Origin of the sequence: Lysobacter sp. Root494, from assembly GCF_001427225.1 — a bacterium.
Classification (GTDB): Bacteria; Pseudomonadota; Gammaproteobacteria; order Xanthomonadales; family Xanthomonadaceae; genus Agrilutibacter.
Genome location: NZ_LMFH01000005.1, coordinates 963048 through 983060 on the forward strand (window position 1 = coordinate 963048; position 20013 = coordinate 983060).

The 20013-nt window shown below is 63.3% G+C and carries 17 protein-coding genes; 7 read left to right on the forward strand and 10 right to left on the reverse strand.

From position 1 onward, the window contains the following. Positions 1-91 precede the first annotated feature (91 nt). Positions 92-412 (reverse strand): ATP-dependent Clp protease adapter ClpS, encoded by a 321-nt coding sequence (gene clpS / locus ASD14_RS07720; RefSeq protein WP_056131263.1) that lies wholly within the window; start codon positions 410-412, stop codon positions 92-94. A 92-nt stretch (positions 413-504) separates the two neighbouring features. On the opposite strand from clpS, the gene ASD14_RS07725 reads away from it, so the two are divergent. The 4 genes from ASD14_RS07725 to ASD14_RS07740 all read left to right on the forward strand — a co-directional run bounded on the left by ASD14_RS07725 (position 505) and on the right by ASD14_RS07740 (position 3308). Further along, positions 505-1005: a hypothetical protein gene (locus ASD14_RS07725; protein ID WP_056131266.1), complete on the forward strand. Its 501-nt coding sequence runs from the start codon at positions 505-507 to the stop codon at positions 1003-1005. Between the two features lie 100 nt (positions 1006-1105). Next, positions 1106-1567, forward strand: a complete 462-nt coding sequence (locus ASD14_RS07730) for an NUDIX hydrolase (protein WP_056131268.1) — start codon at positions 1106-1108, stop codon at positions 1565-1567. After that, a complete protein-coding gene (gene mnmA / locus ASD14_RS07735; RefSeq protein ID WP_056131270.1) occupies positions 1567-2685 on the forward strand; it encodes a tRNA 2-thiouridine(34) synthase MnmA in 1119 nt (372 codons plus the stop codon). Before ASD14_RS07730 ends, mnmA begins: the two co-directional genes overlap by 1 nt. Beyond that, positions 2682-3308 (forward strand): lysogenization regulator HflD, encoded by a 627-nt coding sequence (locus ASD14_RS07740; RefSeq protein WP_056131273.1) that lies wholly within the window; start codon positions 2682-2684, stop codon positions 3306-3308. Before mnmA ends, ASD14_RS07740 begins: the two co-directional genes overlap by 4 nt. A 351-nt stretch (positions 3309-3659) precedes the next feature. On the opposite strand, the gene acnB is transcribed toward ASD14_RS07740, so the two are convergent. The 3 genes from acnB to ASD14_RS07755 form a co-directional block, all read right to left on the reverse strand. Next, the gene (acnB, locus tag ASD14_RS07745; RefSeq protein WP_056131277.1) at positions 3660-6248 is read right to left on the reverse strand and encodes a bifunctional aconitate hydratase 2/2-methylisocitrate dehydratase; all 2589 of its coding nucleotides are present in this window, start codon (positions 6246-6248) and stop codon (positions 3660-3662) included. Positions 6249-6312: 64 nt separating this feature from the next. Then, positions 6313-6723, reverse strand: a complete 411-nt coding sequence (locus ASD14_RS07750) for a type II toxin-antitoxin system VapC family toxin (RefSeq protein ID WP_235565332.1) — start codon at positions 6721-6723, stop codon at positions 6313-6315. Then, complete coding sequence (locus tag ASD14_RS07755; RefSeq protein ID WP_056131280.1) at positions 6720-6962, reverse strand: AbrB/MazE/SpoVT family DNA-binding domain-containing protein; 243 nt, start codon at positions 6960-6962, stop codon at positions 6720-6722. Before ASD14_RS07755 ends, ASD14_RS07750 begins: the two co-directional genes overlap by 4 nt. Positions 6963-7254: 292 nt before the next feature. On the opposite strand from ASD14_RS07755, the gene acnA reads away from it, so the two are divergent. Next, positions 7255-10032 carry an aconitate hydratase AcnA gene (gene acnA / locus ASD14_RS07760; protein WP_056131283.1) on the forward strand — a complete coding sequence of 926 codons (2778 nt, stop codon included), beginning with the start codon at positions 7255-7257 and terminating at the stop codon, positions 10030-10032. A gap of 60 nt (positions 10033-10092) precedes the next feature. On the opposite strand, the gene ASD14_RS07765 is transcribed toward acnA, so the two are convergent. Next, positions 10093-10542: a hypothetical protein gene (locus ASD14_RS07765; protein ID WP_082538867.1), complete on the reverse strand. Its 450-nt coding sequence runs from the start codon at positions 10540-10542 to the stop codon at positions 10093-10095. 360 nt (positions 10543-10902) lie between these two features. Here ASD14_RS07765 and ASD14_RS07770 point away from each other — a divergent pair, with 360 nt between their 5' ends. Both ASD14_RS07770 and ASD14_RS07775 read left to right on the forward strand, forming a co-directional pair. Then, a complete protein-coding gene (locus tag ASD14_RS07770; protein ID WP_056132309.1) occupies positions 10903-12582 on the forward strand; it encodes a long-chain fatty acid--CoA ligase in 1680 nt (559 codons plus the stop codon). A gap of 154 nt (positions 12583-12736) precedes the next feature. After that, positions 12737-13615: a crotonase/enoyl-CoA hydratase family protein gene (locus tag ASD14_RS07775; protein WP_056131290.1), complete on the forward strand. Its 879-nt coding sequence runs from the start codon at positions 12737-12739 to the stop codon at positions 13613-13615. Positions 13616-13704: 89 nt separating this feature from the next. Here ASD14_RS07775 and ASD14_RS07780 read toward each other — a convergent pair whose 3' ends face one another. From ASD14_RS07780 to ASD14_RS16320, 5 genes are all read right to left on the reverse strand, one after another. Further along, on the reverse strand, positions 13705-15867 hold the full coding sequence (locus tag ASD14_RS07780) for an ATP-binding protein (protein WP_056131293.1): 2163 nt from the start codon (positions 15865-15867) through the stop codon (positions 13705-13707). Between the two features lie 5 nt (positions 15868-15872). Next, positions 15873-16961, reverse strand: coding sequence for a two-component system response regulator (locus ASD14_RS07785; RefSeq protein ID WP_255355020.1), 1089 nt, complete (start codon positions 16959-16961; stop codon positions 15873-15875). A gap of 119 nt (positions 16962-17080) precedes the next feature. Continuing rightward, entirely contained in the window at positions 17081-18595 is a 1515-nt protein-coding gene (gene lysS / locus ASD14_RS07790; RefSeq protein WP_056131299.1) for a lysine--tRNA ligase, read from the reverse strand. Between the two features lie 142 nt (positions 18596-18737). Further along, positions 18738-19866, reverse strand: a protein-coding gene (gene prfB / locus ASD14_RS07795; RefSeq protein WP_157475231.1) for a peptide chain release factor 2 whose coding sequence is annotated in 2 segments (ribosomal slippage) — positions 18738-19790 and positions 19792-19866 — 1128 coding nt in all. Because the reading frame shifts where the segments join, the coding sequence is not laid out codon by codon here. Then, positions 19789-19953: a hypothetical protein gene (locus ASD14_RS16320; RefSeq protein ID WP_200947052.1), complete on the reverse strand. Its 165-nt coding sequence runs from the start codon at positions 19951-19953 to the stop codon at positions 19789-19791. The genes prfB and ASD14_RS16320 overlap by 78 nt, the downstream gene beginning before the upstream one ends. Positions 19954-20013 lie beyond the last annotated feature (60 nt).

Consider the following 20013-nt stretch of genomic DNA (forward strand, 5'->3'; position numbering starts at 1 on the left):
CCATGCCAGCCCCCTCAGGCGTTCGGAACACTGCGTGGCACTTTCGTATGCATTGGTGCATTCGCTGAGTACAACGTCCTTCCAGATTCTTTTAGGCCTTTTCCATCGTGCAGAGCAAGGGGTGTTGGTTGAGTCTTGAATATTCGTTCACCTGCGCCACCTTGGATTCGGCAACTTCGCGGGTGAAGACACCGCAAACGCCGCGGCCCCGGGTATGGACATGCAGCATGATCTGGGTGGCTTTTTCCGCATTGAACGAGAAAAAGCGCATCAGGACCTCAACCACGAAATCCATCGGAGTGTAGTCATCGTTCAGCAGCAGGACGGAATACAGCGGCGGACGGGCGACTTCCGGCTTCCCGGTTTCCACCATCACGCCGTGGCTATGTTCCTGATCGGTGCGTTTCGTCATGGGCGAATTATAAGGAACCCGCGGTCGAGCCTTCGATGGACGCTTCGGTTGCCCCCTTGCACAATGGGCGCACTCATCACCCCGGGGGCCGGATGCGCGTTTTTGCCGCTACGCTTTTGTTTCTGACTGCTTCATCCATCGCGAACGCTGCCGAACCCGCCGCTCCGGCAAAACCGCAGGGCGACCCCGCCGTCCGCGAGCTGCTGGACGAACTCAAGTACAGGTACGACGTCGATGAGGAGGGTGACTACCGCCTGACCTTCGGCATGGACGAGGAAGAAGACGGCCGAAGCCAGCTGGTCTTCGTGCGATCGCCCGTGGAGACATACGGGGCGCACCGGATCCGCGAGATCTGGTCGCCGGCCTATCTGTCGGCCACCGATGAATTCCCGGCGAAGGTCGCCACGCGCCTGCTCGAGGCCACCCAGGAGAGCAAGCTTGGCGCATGGTCCAAGCAGGGCCGCTACGCGGTTTTCGTGGTGAAGCTTGCCGCCGATGCGAGCGCCAGCGAACTCGACGACGCCGTCGAAGCCGCGCTGCGTTCGGCCGACGAAATGGAACAGGAACTCAGTCCCGGCAAGGACGAGTTCTGATGGACACCGTGCGGGAGAGCCCTCTCCCTACGGGTCCGCTTTATGCAGACTCGCTTCCGGCGGGTCCGCTCTCAAAGGTTTCACTTCCAGGCGTGTTCCGATGACTTACCGCGAAGGGCGTTTCTGGCAACCGGACGTGACCGTCGCGACGATAGTCGTGAGCGACGGTCGCCTCCTCATGGTCGAGGAGCACGCCGGTGGCCGCCTGGTGCTGAACCAGCCCGCAGGGCACCTCGAGCCGGACGAGAGCCTGGTCGAGGCCGCCCTGCGCGAGACACTGGAGGAAACCGGCTGGGACGTGCGGTTGACCGCGTTTGTCGGGGCCTACCAATGGAAGGCGTCCGAGACCGGCCGCCATTACCTTCGCTTTGCTTTCGCTGCCGAGCCGTTGACCCACCATCCCGAGCGCAAGCTGGACGAAGGCATCACGCGCGCGTTGTGGCTGACACCGGGCGAGTTGCAGGCCGAAGCCGCGCGCCACCGTAGCCCCCTTGTATGGCGTAGTGCGTCCGACTTCCTCGCCGGACGCCGCCAGCCACTGGAACTGCTGCAACAGTTGTGATGAACGCCGTGCGCACCATCATCGGCATGTCAGGTGGCGTGGATTCGTCTGTCGCCGCGCTGCGCCTGCGCGACGCGGGCGAGCCGATCGCTGGTCTGTTCATGCAGAACTGGGCCGACGACGGCAGCGGCGACTGCCGAGCGGAAGACGACCGCCGCGATGCCGTTGCCGTGTGCGGGCGATTGGGCATGCCCATCCACTTCCGTGATTTTTCGAAGGAATACTGGGACGGCGTATTCGCCCATTTTCTCGCGGAGTACGCGGCCGGCCGCACGCCGAATCCGGACGTGCTGTGCAATCGCGAGATCAAGTTCAAATATTTCCTCGATGCGGCATACGAGCTCGGTGCGGAATTCATCGCCACCGGGCATTACGCGCGCGTCGCGGAAATTGACGGGCAGTTCCGGTTGCTCAAGGCCGCGGACCGCAGCAAGGACCAGAGTTACTTCCTGCATCAGCTCGGGCAGAAGCAGCTCTCGGCGACGAAGTTTCCGCTCGGCGAGCTGATCAAGGCCGACGTACGCGACATGGCGCGCGATGCGGGATTGCCGACGCATGCAAAGAAGGACTCCACGGGCATCTGCTTCATCGGCGAACGTGATTTCCGCGATTTCCTTGCTCGCTATCTGCCCGCGCGTGCCGGCGAAATGCGCACGCCTGCTGGCCATGTGCTAGGCGAACATCCGGGCGTGTTCTATTTCACCCTCGGCCAGCGCGAAGGCCTGAACATCGGCGGCGTACGCGGTTTCGAACCCGCTCCCTGGTACGTCGTCGGCAAGGACGTGGCGAACAACGTGCTGTACGTGGACCAGGGCGTCGACAGCCCGTTCCTGCACTCCAGGACTCTGTGGTCCGAAGGCGCGCACTGGATTGCCGGTGCGCCACCCGCTTCCCGTTTCCGGTGCAACGCCCAGACGCGCTATCGGCAGCCCGACCAGACCTGCGAAGTCATCGTCAGTAGCGACGGAACCCTGGAAGTCCGTTTCGCCGATCCGCAACGCGCAGTCACGCCGGGGCAATCCCTGGTGTTGTACGACGGCGATGTGTGCCTCGGAGGCGCCGTGATCGCCGCCACCGACGCCGTGCTGGAACAGAGAATCAAGGAACATGCCGCATGACCGAAGCCGACCGCTTCAATCCGTTTTCCGATCGCATGCTCGCCCTCGCCGGGCTGATGCAAGCGCTCGCGCAAGTGCGCCGCATCGCTGACACGGGGCAGGCGCATGCGGACGTGGTCACCACGGCGCTCGATTCGGTGTTCCTCATCGACGCGGGCACCACCGCTGAGGTCTACGGCGGCACGCATGCGCTGCGCACGGGATTGATGCTGCTGCGCGACTACTTCAGCGGCGCGATGCCCGACGAACAGCTTCCACGGCTTGCACTGGCGGTCATCCAGCTGGAACGTCGCTTCGTGCGCGATGACGACATGGTCGCGCGCGTCGTGGACGGCATCCGCGCCCAGAGCGATGCGGCCCAGCGGCTGGGCAGCTCTCATCCGGACGTGCTCAATGCGCTCGGCGCGCTCTACGCCGATACCCTGAGCCACCTGCGGCCGCGCGTGCTGGTGCAGGGGAACCCGCACTATCTCGGCCAGGCACCCGTGGTTGCCGAAGTCCGGGCCGTGTTGTTGTCGGCGGTGCGTTCGGCGGTGCTATGGCGACAGCTGGGCGGCAGCTTGTGGGATTTTCTGTTGCGCAAGAAGGCGATGGGGGAAGCGGTGGAGGAGTTGTTGGCGTAGTTCTGTTGGGAAGGCTGCGCCGTTGTTTTCCTGCCCTGTGACTCTGTTTCTGCAATTGATGTTGCCCTTGCTCGTCATTCCCGCGAAAGCGGGAATCCAGTGACTTGGCCTTTGTTCTTGCTTGAGATTTCTGCAATAGCAAAAACAAAGTCGCTGGATTCCCGCTTTCGCGGGAATGACGAGCAAAAGCAAAGGCGATAAAACAGCAAAGCGACAGCGACAGCGACAGCGACAGCGACAGCGACAGCGACAGCGACAGCGACAGCGACAAGACCGTAAGTCCAATAATTGGAATGACTGCCCAAACAAAAAAAAGCCCCGGCGAACCGGGGCTATTTTTCGAGCCGCGCCTTACGCCGCAACCACTTTCTCTGCCACTTCGCGATATTCCTCGATCTGGTCGAAGTTCATGTAGCGGTAGATCTCGGCGCCCTCGTTGTTGAGCACGCCGATGTCCGCCATGTACTCCTCGCGCGTCGGGATGCGGCCCAGCCGTGAGCAGATCGCGGCCAGTTCCGCCGAACCCAGGTACACGTTGGTGTTGCGGCCCAGGCGGTTCGGGAAGTTGCGCGTCGAAGTCGAGAACACCGTCGCGCCCTCGCGCGCCTGCGCCTGGTTGCCCATGCACAGCGAGCAGCCCGGCATTTCCATGCGCGCTCCTGCGGTGCCGAAGGTGCCGTAGTGCCCTTCCTTCGTCAGTTCCGACGCATCCATCTTGGTCGGCGGCGCCACCCACAGGCGGGTGGGAATGTCGCGCTTGCCTTCCAGCAGCTTCGCGGCGGCGCGGAAATGGCCGATGTTGGTCATGCACGAGCCGATGAAGACTTCGTCGATCTTGGCCCCGGCGACGTCGGACAGCGTCTTCACGTCGTCCGGGTCGTTCGGGCAGGCGACGATCGGCTCGACGATCTGGTTGAGATCGATCTCGATGACCGCGGCGTATTCGGCATCCGCATCGCCTTCGAGCAATTGCGGATTCGCGAGCCAACCTTCCATCGCCTTGATGCGGCGCTGGAGCGAACGTGCGTCCGCGTAGCCTTCGGCGATCATCCACTTCAGCAGCGTGATGTTGCTGTTGAGGTATTCGATGATCGGTTCCTTGTCGAGCTTCACCGTGCAACCTGCCGCCGAACGCTCGGCCGAGGCATCGGACAGTTCGAATGCCTGTTCCACCTTCAGCTGCGGCAGGCCTTCGATCTCGAGGATGCGGCCGGAGAAGATGTTCTTCTTGCCCTGCTTGGCGACGGTCAGCAGGCCCGACTTGATCGCGGCCAGCGGGATCGCGTTGACGAGGTCACGCAGGGTCACGCCCGGCTGCATTTCGCCCTTGAAGCGGACGAGCACCGATTCGGGCATGTCCAGCGGCATCACGCCGGTCGCGGCTGCGAAGGCCACGAGACCCGAGCCCGCCGGGAACGAAATACCTACCGGGAAGCGCGTATGCGAGTCGCCGCCGGTGCCGACGGTGTCGGGCATCAGCATTCGGTTGAGCCAGCTGTGGATCACGCCGTCGCCCGGACGCAGCGCGATGCCGCCGCGGTTGCTGATGAAGGCCGGCAGCTCGTGGTGTGTTTTAACGTCGACCGGCTTCGGATACGCCGCGGTGTGGCAGAACGACTGCATGACGAGGTCGGCGGAGAAACCGAGGCACGCCAGGTCCTTCAGCTCATCCCGCGTCATCGGGCCGGTGGTGTCCTGCGACCCCACCGACATCATTTTCGGTTCGCAATACGTGCCCGGGCGAATGCCCTTTCCTTCCGGCAGGCCGCACGCGCGGCCGACCATCTTCTGCGCAAGCGAATAACCCTTGCCGGTATCGGCCGGGTTCTGCGGCAGGCGGAACAGCGTCGACGCCGGCAGGCCCAACGCTTCGCGCGCCTTGGTGGTGAGGCCGCGGCCGACGATCAGCGGAATGCGGCCACCGGCGCGCACTTCATCGAACAGCACGTCCGACTTCACCGCGAATTCGGCGATCACTTCGCCATTCTTGAGTGCCTTGCCTTCGTACGGACGCAGCTCGACCACGTCGCCCATGTTCATCTGCGAGACGTCGAGCTCGATCGGCAGTGCGCCGGCGTCTTCCATCGTGTTGTAGAAGATCGGGGCGATCTTCGAGCCCAGGCACACGCCACCGAAGCGTTTGTTCGGGATGAAAGGGATGTCCTGGCCGGTGAACCACAGCACCGAGTTGGTCGCGGACTTGCGGCTCGAACCGGTGCCGACGACGTCACCGACATAGGCAACGAGATGACCCTTGGCCTTCAGCGATTCGATGAACTTCACCGGACCGCGCTTGCCGTCTTCTTCCGGCGTGATCCCGTCGCGGGCGTTCTTCAGCATCGCCAGCGCGTGCAGCGGGATGTCCGGGCGCGTGGTCGCGTCCGGCGCGGGCGACAGGTCGTCGGTGTTGGTTTCGCCGGTCACCTTGAAGACGGTGATCGTCAGCGACTCGGGCACTTCCGGCTTGCTGGTGAACCACTCGGCGTCGGCCCAGCTCTGCAGCACGGCCTTCGCGTTCGCGTTGCCCTGCTGCGCCTTTTCCTGCACGTCATGGAAGGCGTCGAACATCAGCAGCGTGTGCTTGAGCGCGTTGGCGGCGACAGTGCCGACTTCGGCATCGTCGAGCAGCTCGACCAGCGGATGGATGTTGTAGCCGCCGAGCATCGTGCCCAGCAGTTCGGTGGCGCGCGTGCGCGGAATCAGCACGTTCTTCTCGGTACCGAAAGCGATGGCGGCGAGATAGGACGCCTTGACCTTCGCGGCGTCGTCCACGCCGGCTGGAACGCGGTTGGTAATCAGATCGAGCAGGAACTGTTCCTCGCCCGCCGGAGGATTCTTCAGCAGTTCGATCACGTCGGCGGTCTGCTGCGCGGTCAGCGGCAGGGGCGGAATGCCCAGGGCGGCGCGCTCGGCGACGTGTTGGCGGTATGCATCAAGCATGAGGAAACTCCAGGCGTATTGAAGGGGCTACTGACTAAGGTTTACTGGCTGAAACCGGGGCGCATCAAGCGGTTGGAACGATCAGCTTGAGTCCCTTGAAATACTGTTTATAGAAAGCGTCGTCGCGGGTTATGAGTCCGTCGCATTGCAGCAGTGCATGCGCACCGACGAGGAAGTCGGGAACCGCGCGTACCTGCGCCCCGCCCCGCTGCCGATAGCGGCGCTGCATCTCGCCGGCACGCAATGCGGACTTGGATTCGATCGGACTGAAGCGGATGCTCATTTCCTCGAGCACGGTCAGCGCCTCGGCGCCGTCGTGCAACGCGCTGCAGACTTCGGCGAGTGCGATGTCGCAGATCACTACCGGGCCGTTGCTCAGGGACTGGCGCAGGCAGGCCTCCGCGGCGTCCGCCTGCGGGCCATTGGCGAGCAGGTCGATCAGGACCGACGAGTCGATCGCGATGGTCGCGCTCACGCGTCGTCACCGGATTCGCCCGGTGCACGGATCGCGCGCATCGCCTGGTCGGTGGATTCGAAGCCGTCGAGCCTGAAGCGGCCGCGGGCCTTGGACACCGCGTCGTCCACGCTCTTGCGCAGGACGATCCGGTTGCCTTCCAGTTCGACCTTCAGGAGCGTGCCCTTGGTCAGGCCCAGGGCGTCGCGCACGGCCTTGGGCAGGGTGATCTGGCCACGTTCGGCGACGGTCGCTTCCATGGGTGGCTCCGGTTCGGTATGCACGAATTTTACATACTGCTAGTTTCATACTCAAGGATGCGGAACTATTCCGAGCGGGCAGACGACACGCCAGATCCGGCAAACTCCCAGTCTGCGCGGGCTTTGGGCGCCTTCTGAAACGGTGCATCTGCTGCTTTGGTCTGGGTACGCGCCGGGATCGCCCCGACTTGTTCATAATCGACGCGTCCCGCCGTACGGCTCCGTCCTGCGGCTGGCGTGCCCGCCATCCGAGGCCCCCACCTCGCCCGCCGCACACATCAAGGAGCTCCACATGTCGTTCGACTCCTTCGCCACCCGCGCCCAGCTCGCGGTAAACGGCAAGTCCTACACCTACTTCAGCCTGCCCGAGCTCGGGAAGCGCTTCGACCTGTCGAAGCTGCCCTACTCGATGAAGATCCTGCTCGAGAACCTGCTGCGCCACGAAGACGGCGGCATGACGGTCGGCAAGGACCACATCGAGGCCGTCGCGCAGTGGGATGCAAAGCAGGAACCGGACACCGAGATCGCCTTCATGCCGGCGCGCGTGGTGCTGCAGGATTTCACCGGCGTGCCATGCGTAGTCGACCTGGCGGCGATGCGGGACGCGGTGACCAGGCTCGGCGGCAGTCCGAAGCAGATCAATCCGCTGATTCCTTCCGAACTGGTCATCGACCATTCGGTGCAAGTCGATGTGTTCGGCCGTGCCGACGCGCTGGAACTCAACGGCAAGATCGAGTTCGAACGCAACAAGGAGCGCTACAGCTTCCTCCGCTGGGGCCAGAAGGCGCTGCAGAACTTCAAGGTCGTGCCGCCGAACACCGGCATCGTGCACCAGGTGAACCTCGAGAACCTGGCGCGCGTGGTGATGGAGCGCGAAGTGGCTTCGGAAGGCGGCGCCAACGTGTTGTACGCGTTCCCGGACACCGTATTCGGCACCGATTCGCATACCACGATGATCAACGGCATCGGCGTGCTCGGCTGGGGCGTCGGAGGCATCGAAGCCGAAGCTGCGATGCTGGGCCAGCCGTCGTCGATGCTGATCCCGCAGGTGGTCGGCTTCAAGCTGACCGGCAGGCTGCCGGAAGGCACGACCGCGACCGACCTCGTGCTCACGGTCACGCAGATGCTGCGCGCACTCGGCGTAGTCGGGAAATTCGTCGAGTTCCATGGCGACGGCCTGCAGCACCTGCCACTCGCAGACCGCGCGACGATCGCCAACATGGCGCCCGAATACGGCGCGACCTGCGGCATTTTTCCGATCGATGCCGAAGCATTGACCTACCTGCGCCTGTCGGGCCGCAGCACGGAACAGATCGCACTCGTCGAGGCGTACGCGAAAGCGCAGGGCCTCTGGCATGAACCGGATTCACCGCACGCGACCTACTCCGCGACGCTGGAACTCGATCTCGGCGACGTGAAGCCGTCGCTGGCCGGCCCCAAGCGTCCGCAGGATCGCGTGCTGCTGGAGAAGGTGAAGGACAACTATCACGCCAATCTCGAAGGCCTGACCGCAAACCGCAAGCCCACCTTGCAGACGATCACGCGGCTCGACGGCGAAGGTGGCGACCAGCCGCAGGCAGACCATCTGGCCGCGAAGCCAAAATCCAGGATCCGCATCCAGGACCAGAACTGCGAGCTCACCGATGGTTCGGTGGTGATCGCGGCGATCACTTCCTGCACCAACACGTCGAATCCGGCGGTGATGCTTGGCGCCGGCCTGCTTGCGCGCAATGCCGTGAAACTCGGACTGAAGGCGAAGCCGTGGGTGAAGACATCGCTTGGCCCAGGCTCGCTCGTCGTCACCGACTATCTGAAGAAAGCCGGCGTGCTCCAGGACCTGGAGAAGCTCGGCTTCTACGTGGTCGGCTATGGCTGCACGACCTGCATCGGCAATTCCGGCCCATTGCCGGACGAGGTATCGAAAGGCATCGCCGAACACGAACTGGTGGTCGCGTCGGTGCTTTCGGGCAACCGCAACTTCGAGGGACGCGTGCATCCCGAAGTGAAGATGAACTACCTCGCTTCGCCGCCGCTGGTGGTGGCGTATGCGCTGGCCGGCACGGTCGATGTCGACCTCACCACCGAGCCCGTCGGCCACACGCCAGACGGCAAGGACGTCTACCTGCGCGACATCTGGCCGACCAACAAGGAAATCGGCGACATGATTTCGGCAACGGTCGGTCCGGAACTGTTCGCACAGAATTACGCGGACGTCTTCAAGGGCGATTCACGCTGGAACCAGATCGCATCGCCCGAAGGCGAGTCCTTCCAGTGGGACGCATCTTCGACCTATATCAAGAACCCGCCCTACTTTGACGGCATGAGCATGCAGGTCGGCACCATCAACGACGTGCATGGAGCTCGCGTAATGGGCATCTTCGGCGACTCGATCACCACTGACCATATCTCGCCGGCCGGCAACATCAAGAAGGATTCCCCGGCGGGTCGCTTTCTCATTGAGCGCGGCGTGCAACCGGCGGACTTCAACAGCTACGGCTCGCGCCGCGGCAACGATGATGTGATGGTGCGTGGCACGTTCGCCAACATCCGCATCAAGAACCTGATGCTTGGCGGCGAGGAGGGCGGCAACACGATCTATCACGGCCCGCACGGCGCGACCGAGAAGATGTCGATCTACGACGCCGCCGTGCGCTACAAGGCGGAGGGCGTGCCGCTGGTAGTGTTTGCCGGCAAGGAATACGGGACGGGTTCGTCGCGTGACTGGGCAGCCAAGGGCACCAACCTGCTCGGTGTGAAAGCGGTGATCGCCGAGAGTTTCGAGCGCATCCACCGCTCCAACCTGGTCGGAATGGGCGTGCTTCCCCTCGCCTTCACCGAAGGACAGAACGCACTGGCACTCGGGCTCGAGGGTTCGGAAACGATCGACATCACCGGACTCAGCGACGGCGCATCGAAGACGGCGGTCGTAACGGCACGCAAGCCCGATGGCCGCGAGCTGAAGTTCGAAGTGAAGGTGTTGCTGCTGACGCCGAAGGAAGTCGAATACTTCCGGCATGGCGGCATCCTGCATTACGTGCTTCGGCAACTTGCTGCGAAAAAGGCGGCCTGAATTTTCTCACCCTGCAAAAAAAGCGGCCGCCTGGCCGCTTTTTTTGTCGGCACGGGCTGCTTACAGCCGTGGCTGCCAGTTGGCATTCACCAGTTCCAAGTCGCCATCATCATCGAGCCGCCATCCGGTTTCGACGTCGTAAACCTGTCCGCTATCCGGAAGCATTCCGGACCCGCCGGTCAGCGCAGCGGTGAAGCGCACGGTCGCGTGCTGCTCCCGTACCTCGACATCCAGTGGCCCAAGCGTCAGCCCGACATCGCGGTAGCGCAGGAAAATCGCCTGCGCCATGCGGCGAGCGCCGCTCCGGCCGAGGCCATCAGGACCGATGAAGTCCTCGGCCAGCGTGTCGTCAAGCGCCGAAACGTTCCGCTCCTCGATGGCCGCCTGCGCCTCCCCGATAGCTTCACGAAGGCGTTCCTCGGGCGGCGTGCGCGCGCAACCTCCCAGCAAGAGCGTGCATGCGAACAACCACGGCACCGCCCTGCTCGACGTTCTCCACGGCTGCCACATGCGCACTCCGAATGTCATTGTTGATGCCTACAGGGTACCGGTCGTTGAACCATGATCGGCAACTCTCGTTCGGCCCGTGCAGTAGCAACTCTGTCGGGTACTGGGAGAAGGTGGTTTCAGGAAATTTCTCCGCCATGACGACATGCTTCGCCGTGCTGGCGCACTGCACCAAAAACCCCGCGACGTGCGCAACAAAGCCGGGGCACAAGGCACGGCAGCGCGCTCTCCGGATCGTCCTTGCCAGCGTCTGGGGCCTATGCTCCAATCGACCGGACCGTACGGCAGCGCATTCGCCGTCGACCGGATCATCAGAACGACATGACATCGATCTTGAAGTCGCCGATTGAAGAGGGGATCGCGATGAACAACGAACGTCCTTGGCTGGCGGAATATCCGGCCGGTGTACCCGCGGAAATCGATTTGAATGAATTTCCGTCCGTGGTCTCGGTGCTCGAGAAGGCCATCGACACATATCGCGATCGTCCTGCATTCGCCAATCTCGGCAAGGTCCTGACTTACGGCGACGTCGATCGCCTCAGCAAGCAGTTCGCCGCTTACCTGCTGGGCGAACTGGGGCTCAAGAAGGGCGACCGCGTCGCCATCATGATGCCCAACTGCCTGCAGTACCCGATTGCAATCTTCGGCACGCTGCGCGCCGGGCTGACCGTGGTCAACGTCAATCCGATGTACACCGCGCGTGAGCTGAAGCACCAGCTGGCCGATTCCGGTTCGAGCGTGCTCGTGGTGCTCGACAACTTCGGCCACACCGTGCAGGAAGTGCTCGCCGACACGCCACTCAAGCATGTCGTCACGACTGGCCTCGGCGACATGATCGGCTTTCCGAAGGGCGCGATCGTCAACTTCGTGCTTCGCCATGTGAAGAAGATGGTGCCGGACTACGACATTCCGGGCGCCGTGCGCTTCCGCAATGCACTGGTCATCGGACAGCTCAAGACGTTGCCGGCAGTGCAGATTTCGCAGGACGACATCGCTTTCCTGCAATACACCGGCGGCACCACGGGTGTGTCGAAGGGCGCGATGCTCACGCACCGCAACCTGGTTGCGAACATGCAACAGGCCGCTGCGTGGGTCGGCACGAACGTCAAGCTCGGCGAAGAAATCATCATCACCGCGCTGCCGCTGTACCACATCTTCGCATTGACGGCGAATTGCCTGGTCTTCATGAAATTCGGCGGACTGAATTACATGATCACCAATCCGCGCGACATGCCCGGCTTCGTGAAGGAACTGAAGAAGGTACCGTTCACCGCGATCACCGGCGTCAACACGCTGTTCAACGGACTGCTCAACACGCCGGGCTTCGACCAGGTCGATTTCTCGAAACTGCACCTGACCCTCGGCGGCGGCATGGCCGTGCAACGTGCGGTCGCCGAGCGCTGGAAGCAGATCACGGGCGTCACGCTAATCGAAGCCTATGGCCTCACCGAGACCTCGCCGGCCGCGTGCATAAATCCGATGGACCTGAAGGATTACAACGGCGCGATCGGATTGCCGATCCCGTCGACGGATGCCTGCGTCAAGGACGAAGACGGCCGCACCCTTCCCGTCGGCGAGGTCGGCGAGCTCTGCATCAAGGGTCCGCAGGTCATGCGCGGCTACTGGCAGCGTCCGGAGGAAACCGCGAACGTCATCGACGCCGACGGTTGGCTGCACACCGGCGACATGGCAAAGATGGACGAGCGCGGCTACTTCTATATCGTCGATCGCAAGAAGGACATGATCCTGGTCTCCGGCTTCAACGTGTATCCGAACGAAGTGGAAGACGTCATCGCGATGATGCCCGGCGTGCTGGAAGTCGCGGCGGTCGGCGTTCCGGACGAGAAATCCGGCGAGGCCGTTAAGGTCGTGATCGTGAAGAAGGATCCGTCGCTGACCGCCGAGCAGGTGAAGGCCCACGCGCGTGAAAACCTCACCGGTTACAAGCAACCCAAGCTGGTCGAGTTCCGCAACGAACTTCCGAAAACCAATGTCGGAAAAATCCTGCGCCGCGAACTGCGCGACACGCCCGTGAAAGCCTGATCCCGCAAAGAAGTCCCCTTGAAAGCGCCCGCATGGCCCAGCCCTTGCGGGCGCTTTGCTTTAGGCGCATAGAATCATCCGTCGGACGCAGTACCTACCCCCCTTGCCGTCCAAACAATGCGACCGGCCGGACGGCACCCTTCGGAGATTCGCAATGTCAGCCGTTCATCCTTTCCCCCGTCCCGATACCGGGCGCACCCTGCGCGTCATTGAAGATGCGGGGCGCAGCGTCTACTGGTGCCATATGCATGCCGACGCTGTCCCGGGACAAAGAGCTTGTTTCTCGACCCAGCTGGTCAACGACATCCTGGCTTACCAGCGCAACCTCTCGAGCCGGTTGAAGGCACGTTCGGCCGATGCCGACTCGCCACTGCCCCATGTGGTACTCGCCTCGGACGGTGATGCATTCAACCTTGGCGGCGACCTGGAGCTGTTCTGCCGCCTCATCCGCACGAACGATCGCCAGGGACTGCTCAACTACGCCCGCCAGTGCGTTCGTGGCGTCCACGCATTCCACGCCGGGCTCGGTGCTGGCGCGCACAGCATCGCACTCGTCCAGGGCGACGCCCTCGGTGGCGGTTTCGAGGCCGCGCTGAGCTGCCACACGATCGTCGCCGAAGAAGGCGCCTTGATGGGCCTCCCGGAGGTGTTGTTCGATCTGTTCCCCGGCATGGGCGCGTACTCGTTCCTGTGCAAGCGCATTCCACCGCATCAGGCCGAGAAGCTGATGCTCGAGGGCATCGTCTACACCAGCGAGGAAATGCACCGGATGGGACTGGTGGATGTGCTGGTTCCGCAGGGGCAAGGCATCCAGGCGGTCGAAGACGTCATCCGCGCGAACCGTCGCATTCCGCACGCACGTGCGGCGATGCATCAGGTCCGCTCGCTGGCGCAACCGGTGACGCTGGAAGAAATGATGCGGATCACCGAGATCTGGGTGGATACCGCGCTGCAGCTCGGCGAGAAGTCGCTCAGGACCATGGACCGGCTGGTGCGGGCGCAGGTGCGTCGCAGCGGAGCGGTAACGGCCTGATCGGCCCTGATACGGGCCTAAGGGGAAATCGGGCCCGGCCTCGTGCCGGGCTTGCACCTGGATGGCGGCGAGATGCCTGCGACTGGCGGCTAGTCCGCCCGCCCGCTGTCGCGCTGCCTGCGTTCGCGTTGCCTGGCTTCCAGGATCATTCGTCCCTGCTGCAACAGCTCGCCGATTTCATCCCGGCGCCGGCGCCATTCGTTACCCAGCTGCCAATCGGGCAGCCGCATTATTTCGCCGCTATGCGCGGCCAATTTCACCAATCCCATATTGCTGGCTACGCCCTTCAGGGCATGGGCCTGCTCGCGCAAGTGTTCCCATTCCTTGCTCTCGCCTGCTTCGGCCAGGTCACGGACACAACCTTCGGCATCACGCAGGCATTGGGCGGTGAATTCGCGTTCGAATCCTTCACCCATGCCGAGTGCATCCAGTTCGTCCAGCACGGAACTGTCAAAGATGCCGTCGATGGGCACCCGGGGCTCTTCGCGCACAGAGATCAGAGGCGCCGCAAGGCGGCCGCTCGCGGCTATTTCCGCGAGTGCATCCAGCAGGCGCGCGGCGGCCACCGGTTTGGAGAGGAAGGCACGAGCTCCCGCCTGCTGACAGGCCTGGATAGCCTCCGGTGTCACGTCTGCACTGAGGATCAGCACCGGGGTCCGCATCGGGCTTCCCGCCTGCATTACCCGTAGCTGCTTCAGCAGGTCGAGCCCGCTCACCGTCGGCATGTGCAGGTCGGCAATGATCGCGTCGTAGTCAGCGGCAGCGACCGCGTCAAGAACGGCCTCCCCGCCATCGACGCTGGTCACGCGGTGGCCGGCCTTCTCCAGCAATCGCTGGAGGACGTTGCGGTTCGCGGCGTGATCGTCGGCAATCAGGATCGACAGATTGCGCACGCGCGCGCGGTGGCGGAGGAACGGATCAGCGAAGGCAATGATGTTCTTCGCCTGACCCGCTTCCCTCGTCTCACCATTGCTGGGCGCAGCAGGCGCGTCCTTCGCCGTGATCGCGAACGGCAGCTCCACCCAGAACCGCGTGCCGCGTTGTTCAGTGCTTTCGAAACCGATGCTGCCACCCATCGCTTCGGTCAGGCCCTTGGCGATCGTGGTACCCAGACCGGTACCGCCGTAACGGCGCGCGAGGCTGACATCGGCCTGCTCGAAGGCCTCGAACAACCGCTGGCGCACGGAAGCCGGGATGCCGATGCCGGTATCCGTTACGGTGAAACGCAGGTTCACGTGTTCAGCCGTGCTCGCGATCTTGACGACTTCCAACCGCACGGATCCCTGATCGGTGAACTTCACCGCGTTGCCGACCAGGTTGAGCAGCACCTGACGCAGGTGGCTGGCATCGCCCAGTACTGTTTCAGGCACGTCACTGGCGACGTCCGCTTCGTAAACCAGCTGCTTGGCCCGGGCCTGCGGCTGCAGGATGAGGCCAACGCTCGCGATCACGTCACGCAAGCCGAAGTCGATCAGATCGAGCTTGAGCTTGCCCGCTTCGATCGCGGAGATGTCCAGCACGTCCTCGACCAGTGCCAGCAGGCTGCGCGTCGAGGCCTGGATGGTGTTCACGCACTCGCGCTGTTCGGAATCCAGCCGGGTCGTCGCCAGTACCTCCGACATGCCCGCCAGGCCGTTGAGCGGAGTCCTGAATTCATGGCTCATGTTGGCCAGGAAGCGGCTCTTGGCCTCGTTCGCGCGTCGCGCGTCGTCCACCGCGCGCGTCAACGCCTGCAGCAGCGAATCGAAGTACAACGGTACCGCGCCCAGGCCCAGCAACAGGCCCCAGGAAAGATAGGGGTTGGCTTCCCAGTACGGTGAAATCATCACGACCAGGAAGAACGACACGGTCGCCAGCGCAGTCGCGGCACGCAGGTAACGGTGCCCGTAACGCATGCCGTTGCCGATCGTGACCCACAGGTAGATGGCATACAGCGGCGATGCCGGCTCGCCCTGGATGCACATGATCCAGCCCATCGCCGTGTAATCGGTGGCCATCCCGATCCAGCGGCGCACCGCCGATGTGCCCGGACGCACGATGATCGCGGCCAGCAGTCCAACGGCAACCGTCAGCTCGCCGACCAGAATCAGCCACGTCTGGAGGAGCGTGTCGTCGCTGTCCAGGAAGAGGTAACGCCACCCGAGGTAGGTGATGAACAGCGCAGTGATGACGATGCGCACCAGGTCCTGCGCATGCTCCGTGTCCGGCCGTCCGGACAGACGCGTCTTCAGCCAATGCAGGACGGGGATCATCGCGTTTACGCCGTGCCGGGTCTCTTGGCAGTACGGGAATACCGTTTGCAGATGTCTTCCAGCCGCTCGCGGCTGCGCATCAGCGCATCCACGCAACGCGGGTCGAACAGGCGGCCGCGCTGCGAATACAGGTATCCGAGGGCCGCGTCGATTTCCCACGCATGCTTGTATGGACGCGGGGAGATCAACGCATCGAAAACGTCCGCGACGGCGACGATCCGCGCTTCGAGCGGGATTTCCTCGCCAACCAGCCCGTCCGGGTAGCCGCTGCCGTCGTAGCGTTCGTGGTGGCGCAGCGCGATCACCGCACCCATCTGGATGAAGCGGTTCTGGCTGCCCGTCAGCAATTCATGGCCGATGCGCGGATGCTGGCGCATGACCGCAAGTTCATCCTCGGTCAGGGGGCCGGGCTTGAGCAGGACGGCGTCGGGGATCGCGATCTTGCCGACGTCGTGCAGCGGCGCGGCCATTTCGACCAGCCGCGCTTCTTCCTCGGACATGCCGAGCTGCTCGGCGATCAGGCCAGCCACGTGCGACATCCGCTCGAGCCATGCGCTGGTACCGACATCGCGGTATTCGATCGCGCGCGCGAGACGATGCAAGGTTTCGCGTTCGCGTTCCTCGACCTCGTGCATGCTCGCGAGCAGCCGCTGTTCCAGCGACAGCGCACGCTGCTTCACGTTCTCGGACTGCTGGCGCAGCTGCAACAGGTTGCGGCAACGGGCGCGGAGTTCGCGCGGACGCACCGGCTTCACCAGGAAATCGATCACGCCTGCATCCAGCGCGGCCTGCCGCACGGGCTCGTCACCGACCACGGTAACGAGGATGATGGGAATGTCGCGATGCAGGGGAGCGCGGCGGAACCGGCGTGCGAATTCCAATCCATCGATGCCGGGCATGCGGTAATCGAGCAGCAACAGGTCCGGGTGATTCGACTCGCACCAGTTCAACGCGGCGGCGGGCTCGCCGAAGTCATGCACGCGCAGCTCCGAAGCAATGTCTTCGATGATGTGGCGCAACATGGTTCGCGCCGACGTCTGGTCATCGACAATTACGACATCCACGAAATCATCCCCCTTGTGCTTTTGCCGCAGTCCTTGGCTTTGCCGGGAGCATAACGCGGGCTGGCGGCGGATGTGCAGCTTCCCGCACGTGGCCGGTTTCTTACGGGATTACGTACCTGACCGCCTGTCTCGCGCGTGAAGGAAGCGGCTCAGGCTTCCGGGCGCATGTACGGAAAGAGCAGCACATCACGAATCGAAGCCGATCCGGTCATCAGCATCACCAGCCGATCGATGCCGACGCCCAAGCCACCGGTGGGCGGCAGGCCGACCTCGAGAGCGCGGATGTAGTCGGCGTCGTAGTGCATCGCTTCGTCGTCCCCACCCTCCTTCGCCTCGACCTGCGCCTGGAAACGCGCGGCCTGGTCCTCGGGATCGTTCAGTTCGGAGAAGCCGTTGGCCAGTTCCTTGCCATTGACGAAGAGCTCGAAGCGATCGGTGATCCCCTTCTCCATGTCGCTCTCGCGCGCAAGCGGCGAAACCTCGACCGGGTAATGGGTGATGAAGGTTGGCTGTTCGAGCTTGCCTTCGACAGTCTTCTCGAAGATCTCCAGCAGCAGCTTGCCCCAGCCATAACCGGCCTTCACCGGGATGCGCAGGCGCTCGCAGTGCCGGGCAAGCGCTTCGCGATCGCGGCAGTCCGCCATGGTGATTTCGGGATTCTTCTCGCGCACGGCTTCTTCCAGGCGCCAGCGGCGGAACGCGGGGCCGACATCGATCGTCGCGCCGTCCCATTCCATCACTGTCGTGCCGAGCACTTCACGCGCGACGTCGCGGATCAGGTTCTCGGTGAGATCCATGACTTCGTTGTACGTGGCATAGGCCTCGTACAGCTCGAGCATGGTGAATTCAGGATTGTGGCGCGTCGATACGCCTTCATTGCGGAAGTTGCGGTTGATCTCGTATACGCGTTCGAGGCCACCGACCGTGAGGCGCTTGAGGTACAACTCCGGGGCGACGCGGAGATAAAGCTGGAGGTCCAGTGCGTTGTGGTGCGTGACGAATGGCTTGGCCGCAGCGCCGCCCGGGATGTAATGCATCATCGGCGTCTCGACTTCGAGGAAGCGGCGCGCGTCGAGCCATGCGCGGATCGCGCGGATGATCTTCGAACGCTTGACGAAGACCTCGCGCGATTCCGGCGATACGATGAGGTCGACATAGCGCTGGCGATAGCGCTGCTCCACGTCAGCAAGGCCGTGGAACTTGTCGGGCAGAGGACGCAGTGACTTGGTCAGCAGCCGCAGCTGGTCGGCCTTCACCGACAGCTCGCCGGTCTTGGTGCGCGTGAGCACGCCTTCGGCCGCGATGATGTCGCCGGCATCCCAGCCCTTGAAAGCCTCGTACGTATCACCGAGCACGTTGCTTTGCAGAAACAGCTGGATGCGGCCCGATTCATCCTGGATCTGCACGAAGCTCGCCTTGCCCATCACGCGCTTGAGCAGGATGCGTCCGGCAACCGCGACACGATGCGCCTTCGCTTCGAGTGCTTCCGCATTCCACTGCTCCGCGTCGGCGTACTGCGACTGCAGGTCACCGGCGTAATCCGCGCGGCGGAAATCGTTCGGGAAGGCAATGCCCTGCTCGCGCAGCGCCGCGAGTTTGGCGCGACGCTCGGCGATCAGGTGGTTCTCGTCGGTCGGCGTCGTGGTGGCGGGCGTGTCGGTCATGAATGGGTTCGCTTTGGTTGTTGCTCGTCATTCCTGCGAAAGCAGGAATCCGTGGTTCTGCTCGTCATTCCATCCCGGCAACCGAAAGCAGGGCATTCGTCCGTGAAAGATGCCTGCTTTTCGCAGGGATGACGAGCGTGGATCAAGCTGCGTCGCTTCGTTTCGATCCAGCTTCGAGACCCGCCTTCAGGCTCGCCTCGACGAACTCGTCGAGATCGCCATCCAGCACCTTCTGCGTATCGCTACGCTCGATACCCGTGCGCAGGTCCTTGATGCGGCTCTGGTCCAGCACGTAGTTGCGGATCTGGCTGCCCCAGCCGATGTCCGACTTGGTTGCCTCGACCGCATCGCGTTCGGCATTGCGCTTCTGGATTTCCAGTTCGTACAACTTCGCCGCCAGCATCTTCATCGCGTTGTCGCGGTTCTGGTGCTGGCTGCGACCGGTCTGGCACGCGACGACTATCCCGGTCGGCACGTGGGTGATGCGCACGGCGGACTCGGTCTTGTTGACGTGCTGGCCGCCCGCGCCCGACGAGCGATATACGTCGGTCCTCAGGTCGGCGGGGTTGATCTCGATGTCGATGTTGTCATCGACTTCGGGCGAGACGAACACCGAGGTGAAACTGGTGTGGCGGCGATTGTCGGAGTCGAACGGCGACTTGCGCACCAGGCGATGCACCCCGGTTTCCGTCTTCAGCCAGCCATAGGCGAAATCGCCCTCGACACGCAGCGTGGCCGACTTGATGCCAGCGACGTCGCCTCCGCTGGCTTCCATCAGTTCGGTCTTCCAGCCGCGCGATTCGCACCAGCGCAGGTACATGCGCAGCAGGATTTCCGCCCAGTCCTGCGCTTCGGTGCCGCCGGCGCCCGCCTGGATGTCGACGAAGGCATTCGCCGCATCCATCTTGCCGGAGAACATCCGCTGGAATTCCAGCTTCTCGACGTCCGTGGCATGGCGCTCGACGTCATCGATCACCGCCAGCGCGGTGCCGTCGTCGTCTTCCATCTCCGCCAGGTCCAGCAACTCGCCTGCACCGACCAGACCATCGGTGAGATCGCGGATGCCGTGCACGACCTTCTCCAGCTGCGAACGTTCGCGGCCGAGGGTCTGTGCGTATTCGGGCTTGTTCCAGATATCGGGGCTTTCCAGCTCCCGGTTTACTTCTTCAAGACGCTCGACCTTGCGGTCGTAGTCAAAGATACCCCCTAAGCGAATCCAGCCGGCCACGAAGGTCGGCGATGCGCTGGCGGACGGGATTCAGCTCGATCATTTTCAGGTGGCTGTTGAGCGAAAGACCGCGAATTCTAGCAGTGGGGCCGTCATGCTGCGATGCGGCCAGCCTGAGGGTGATTTTCACGATCACTGCCCCGGTTGCGGTGCAGAGTGCGTCTCCGAGCAGACCGCTTCCCGCCGCCGG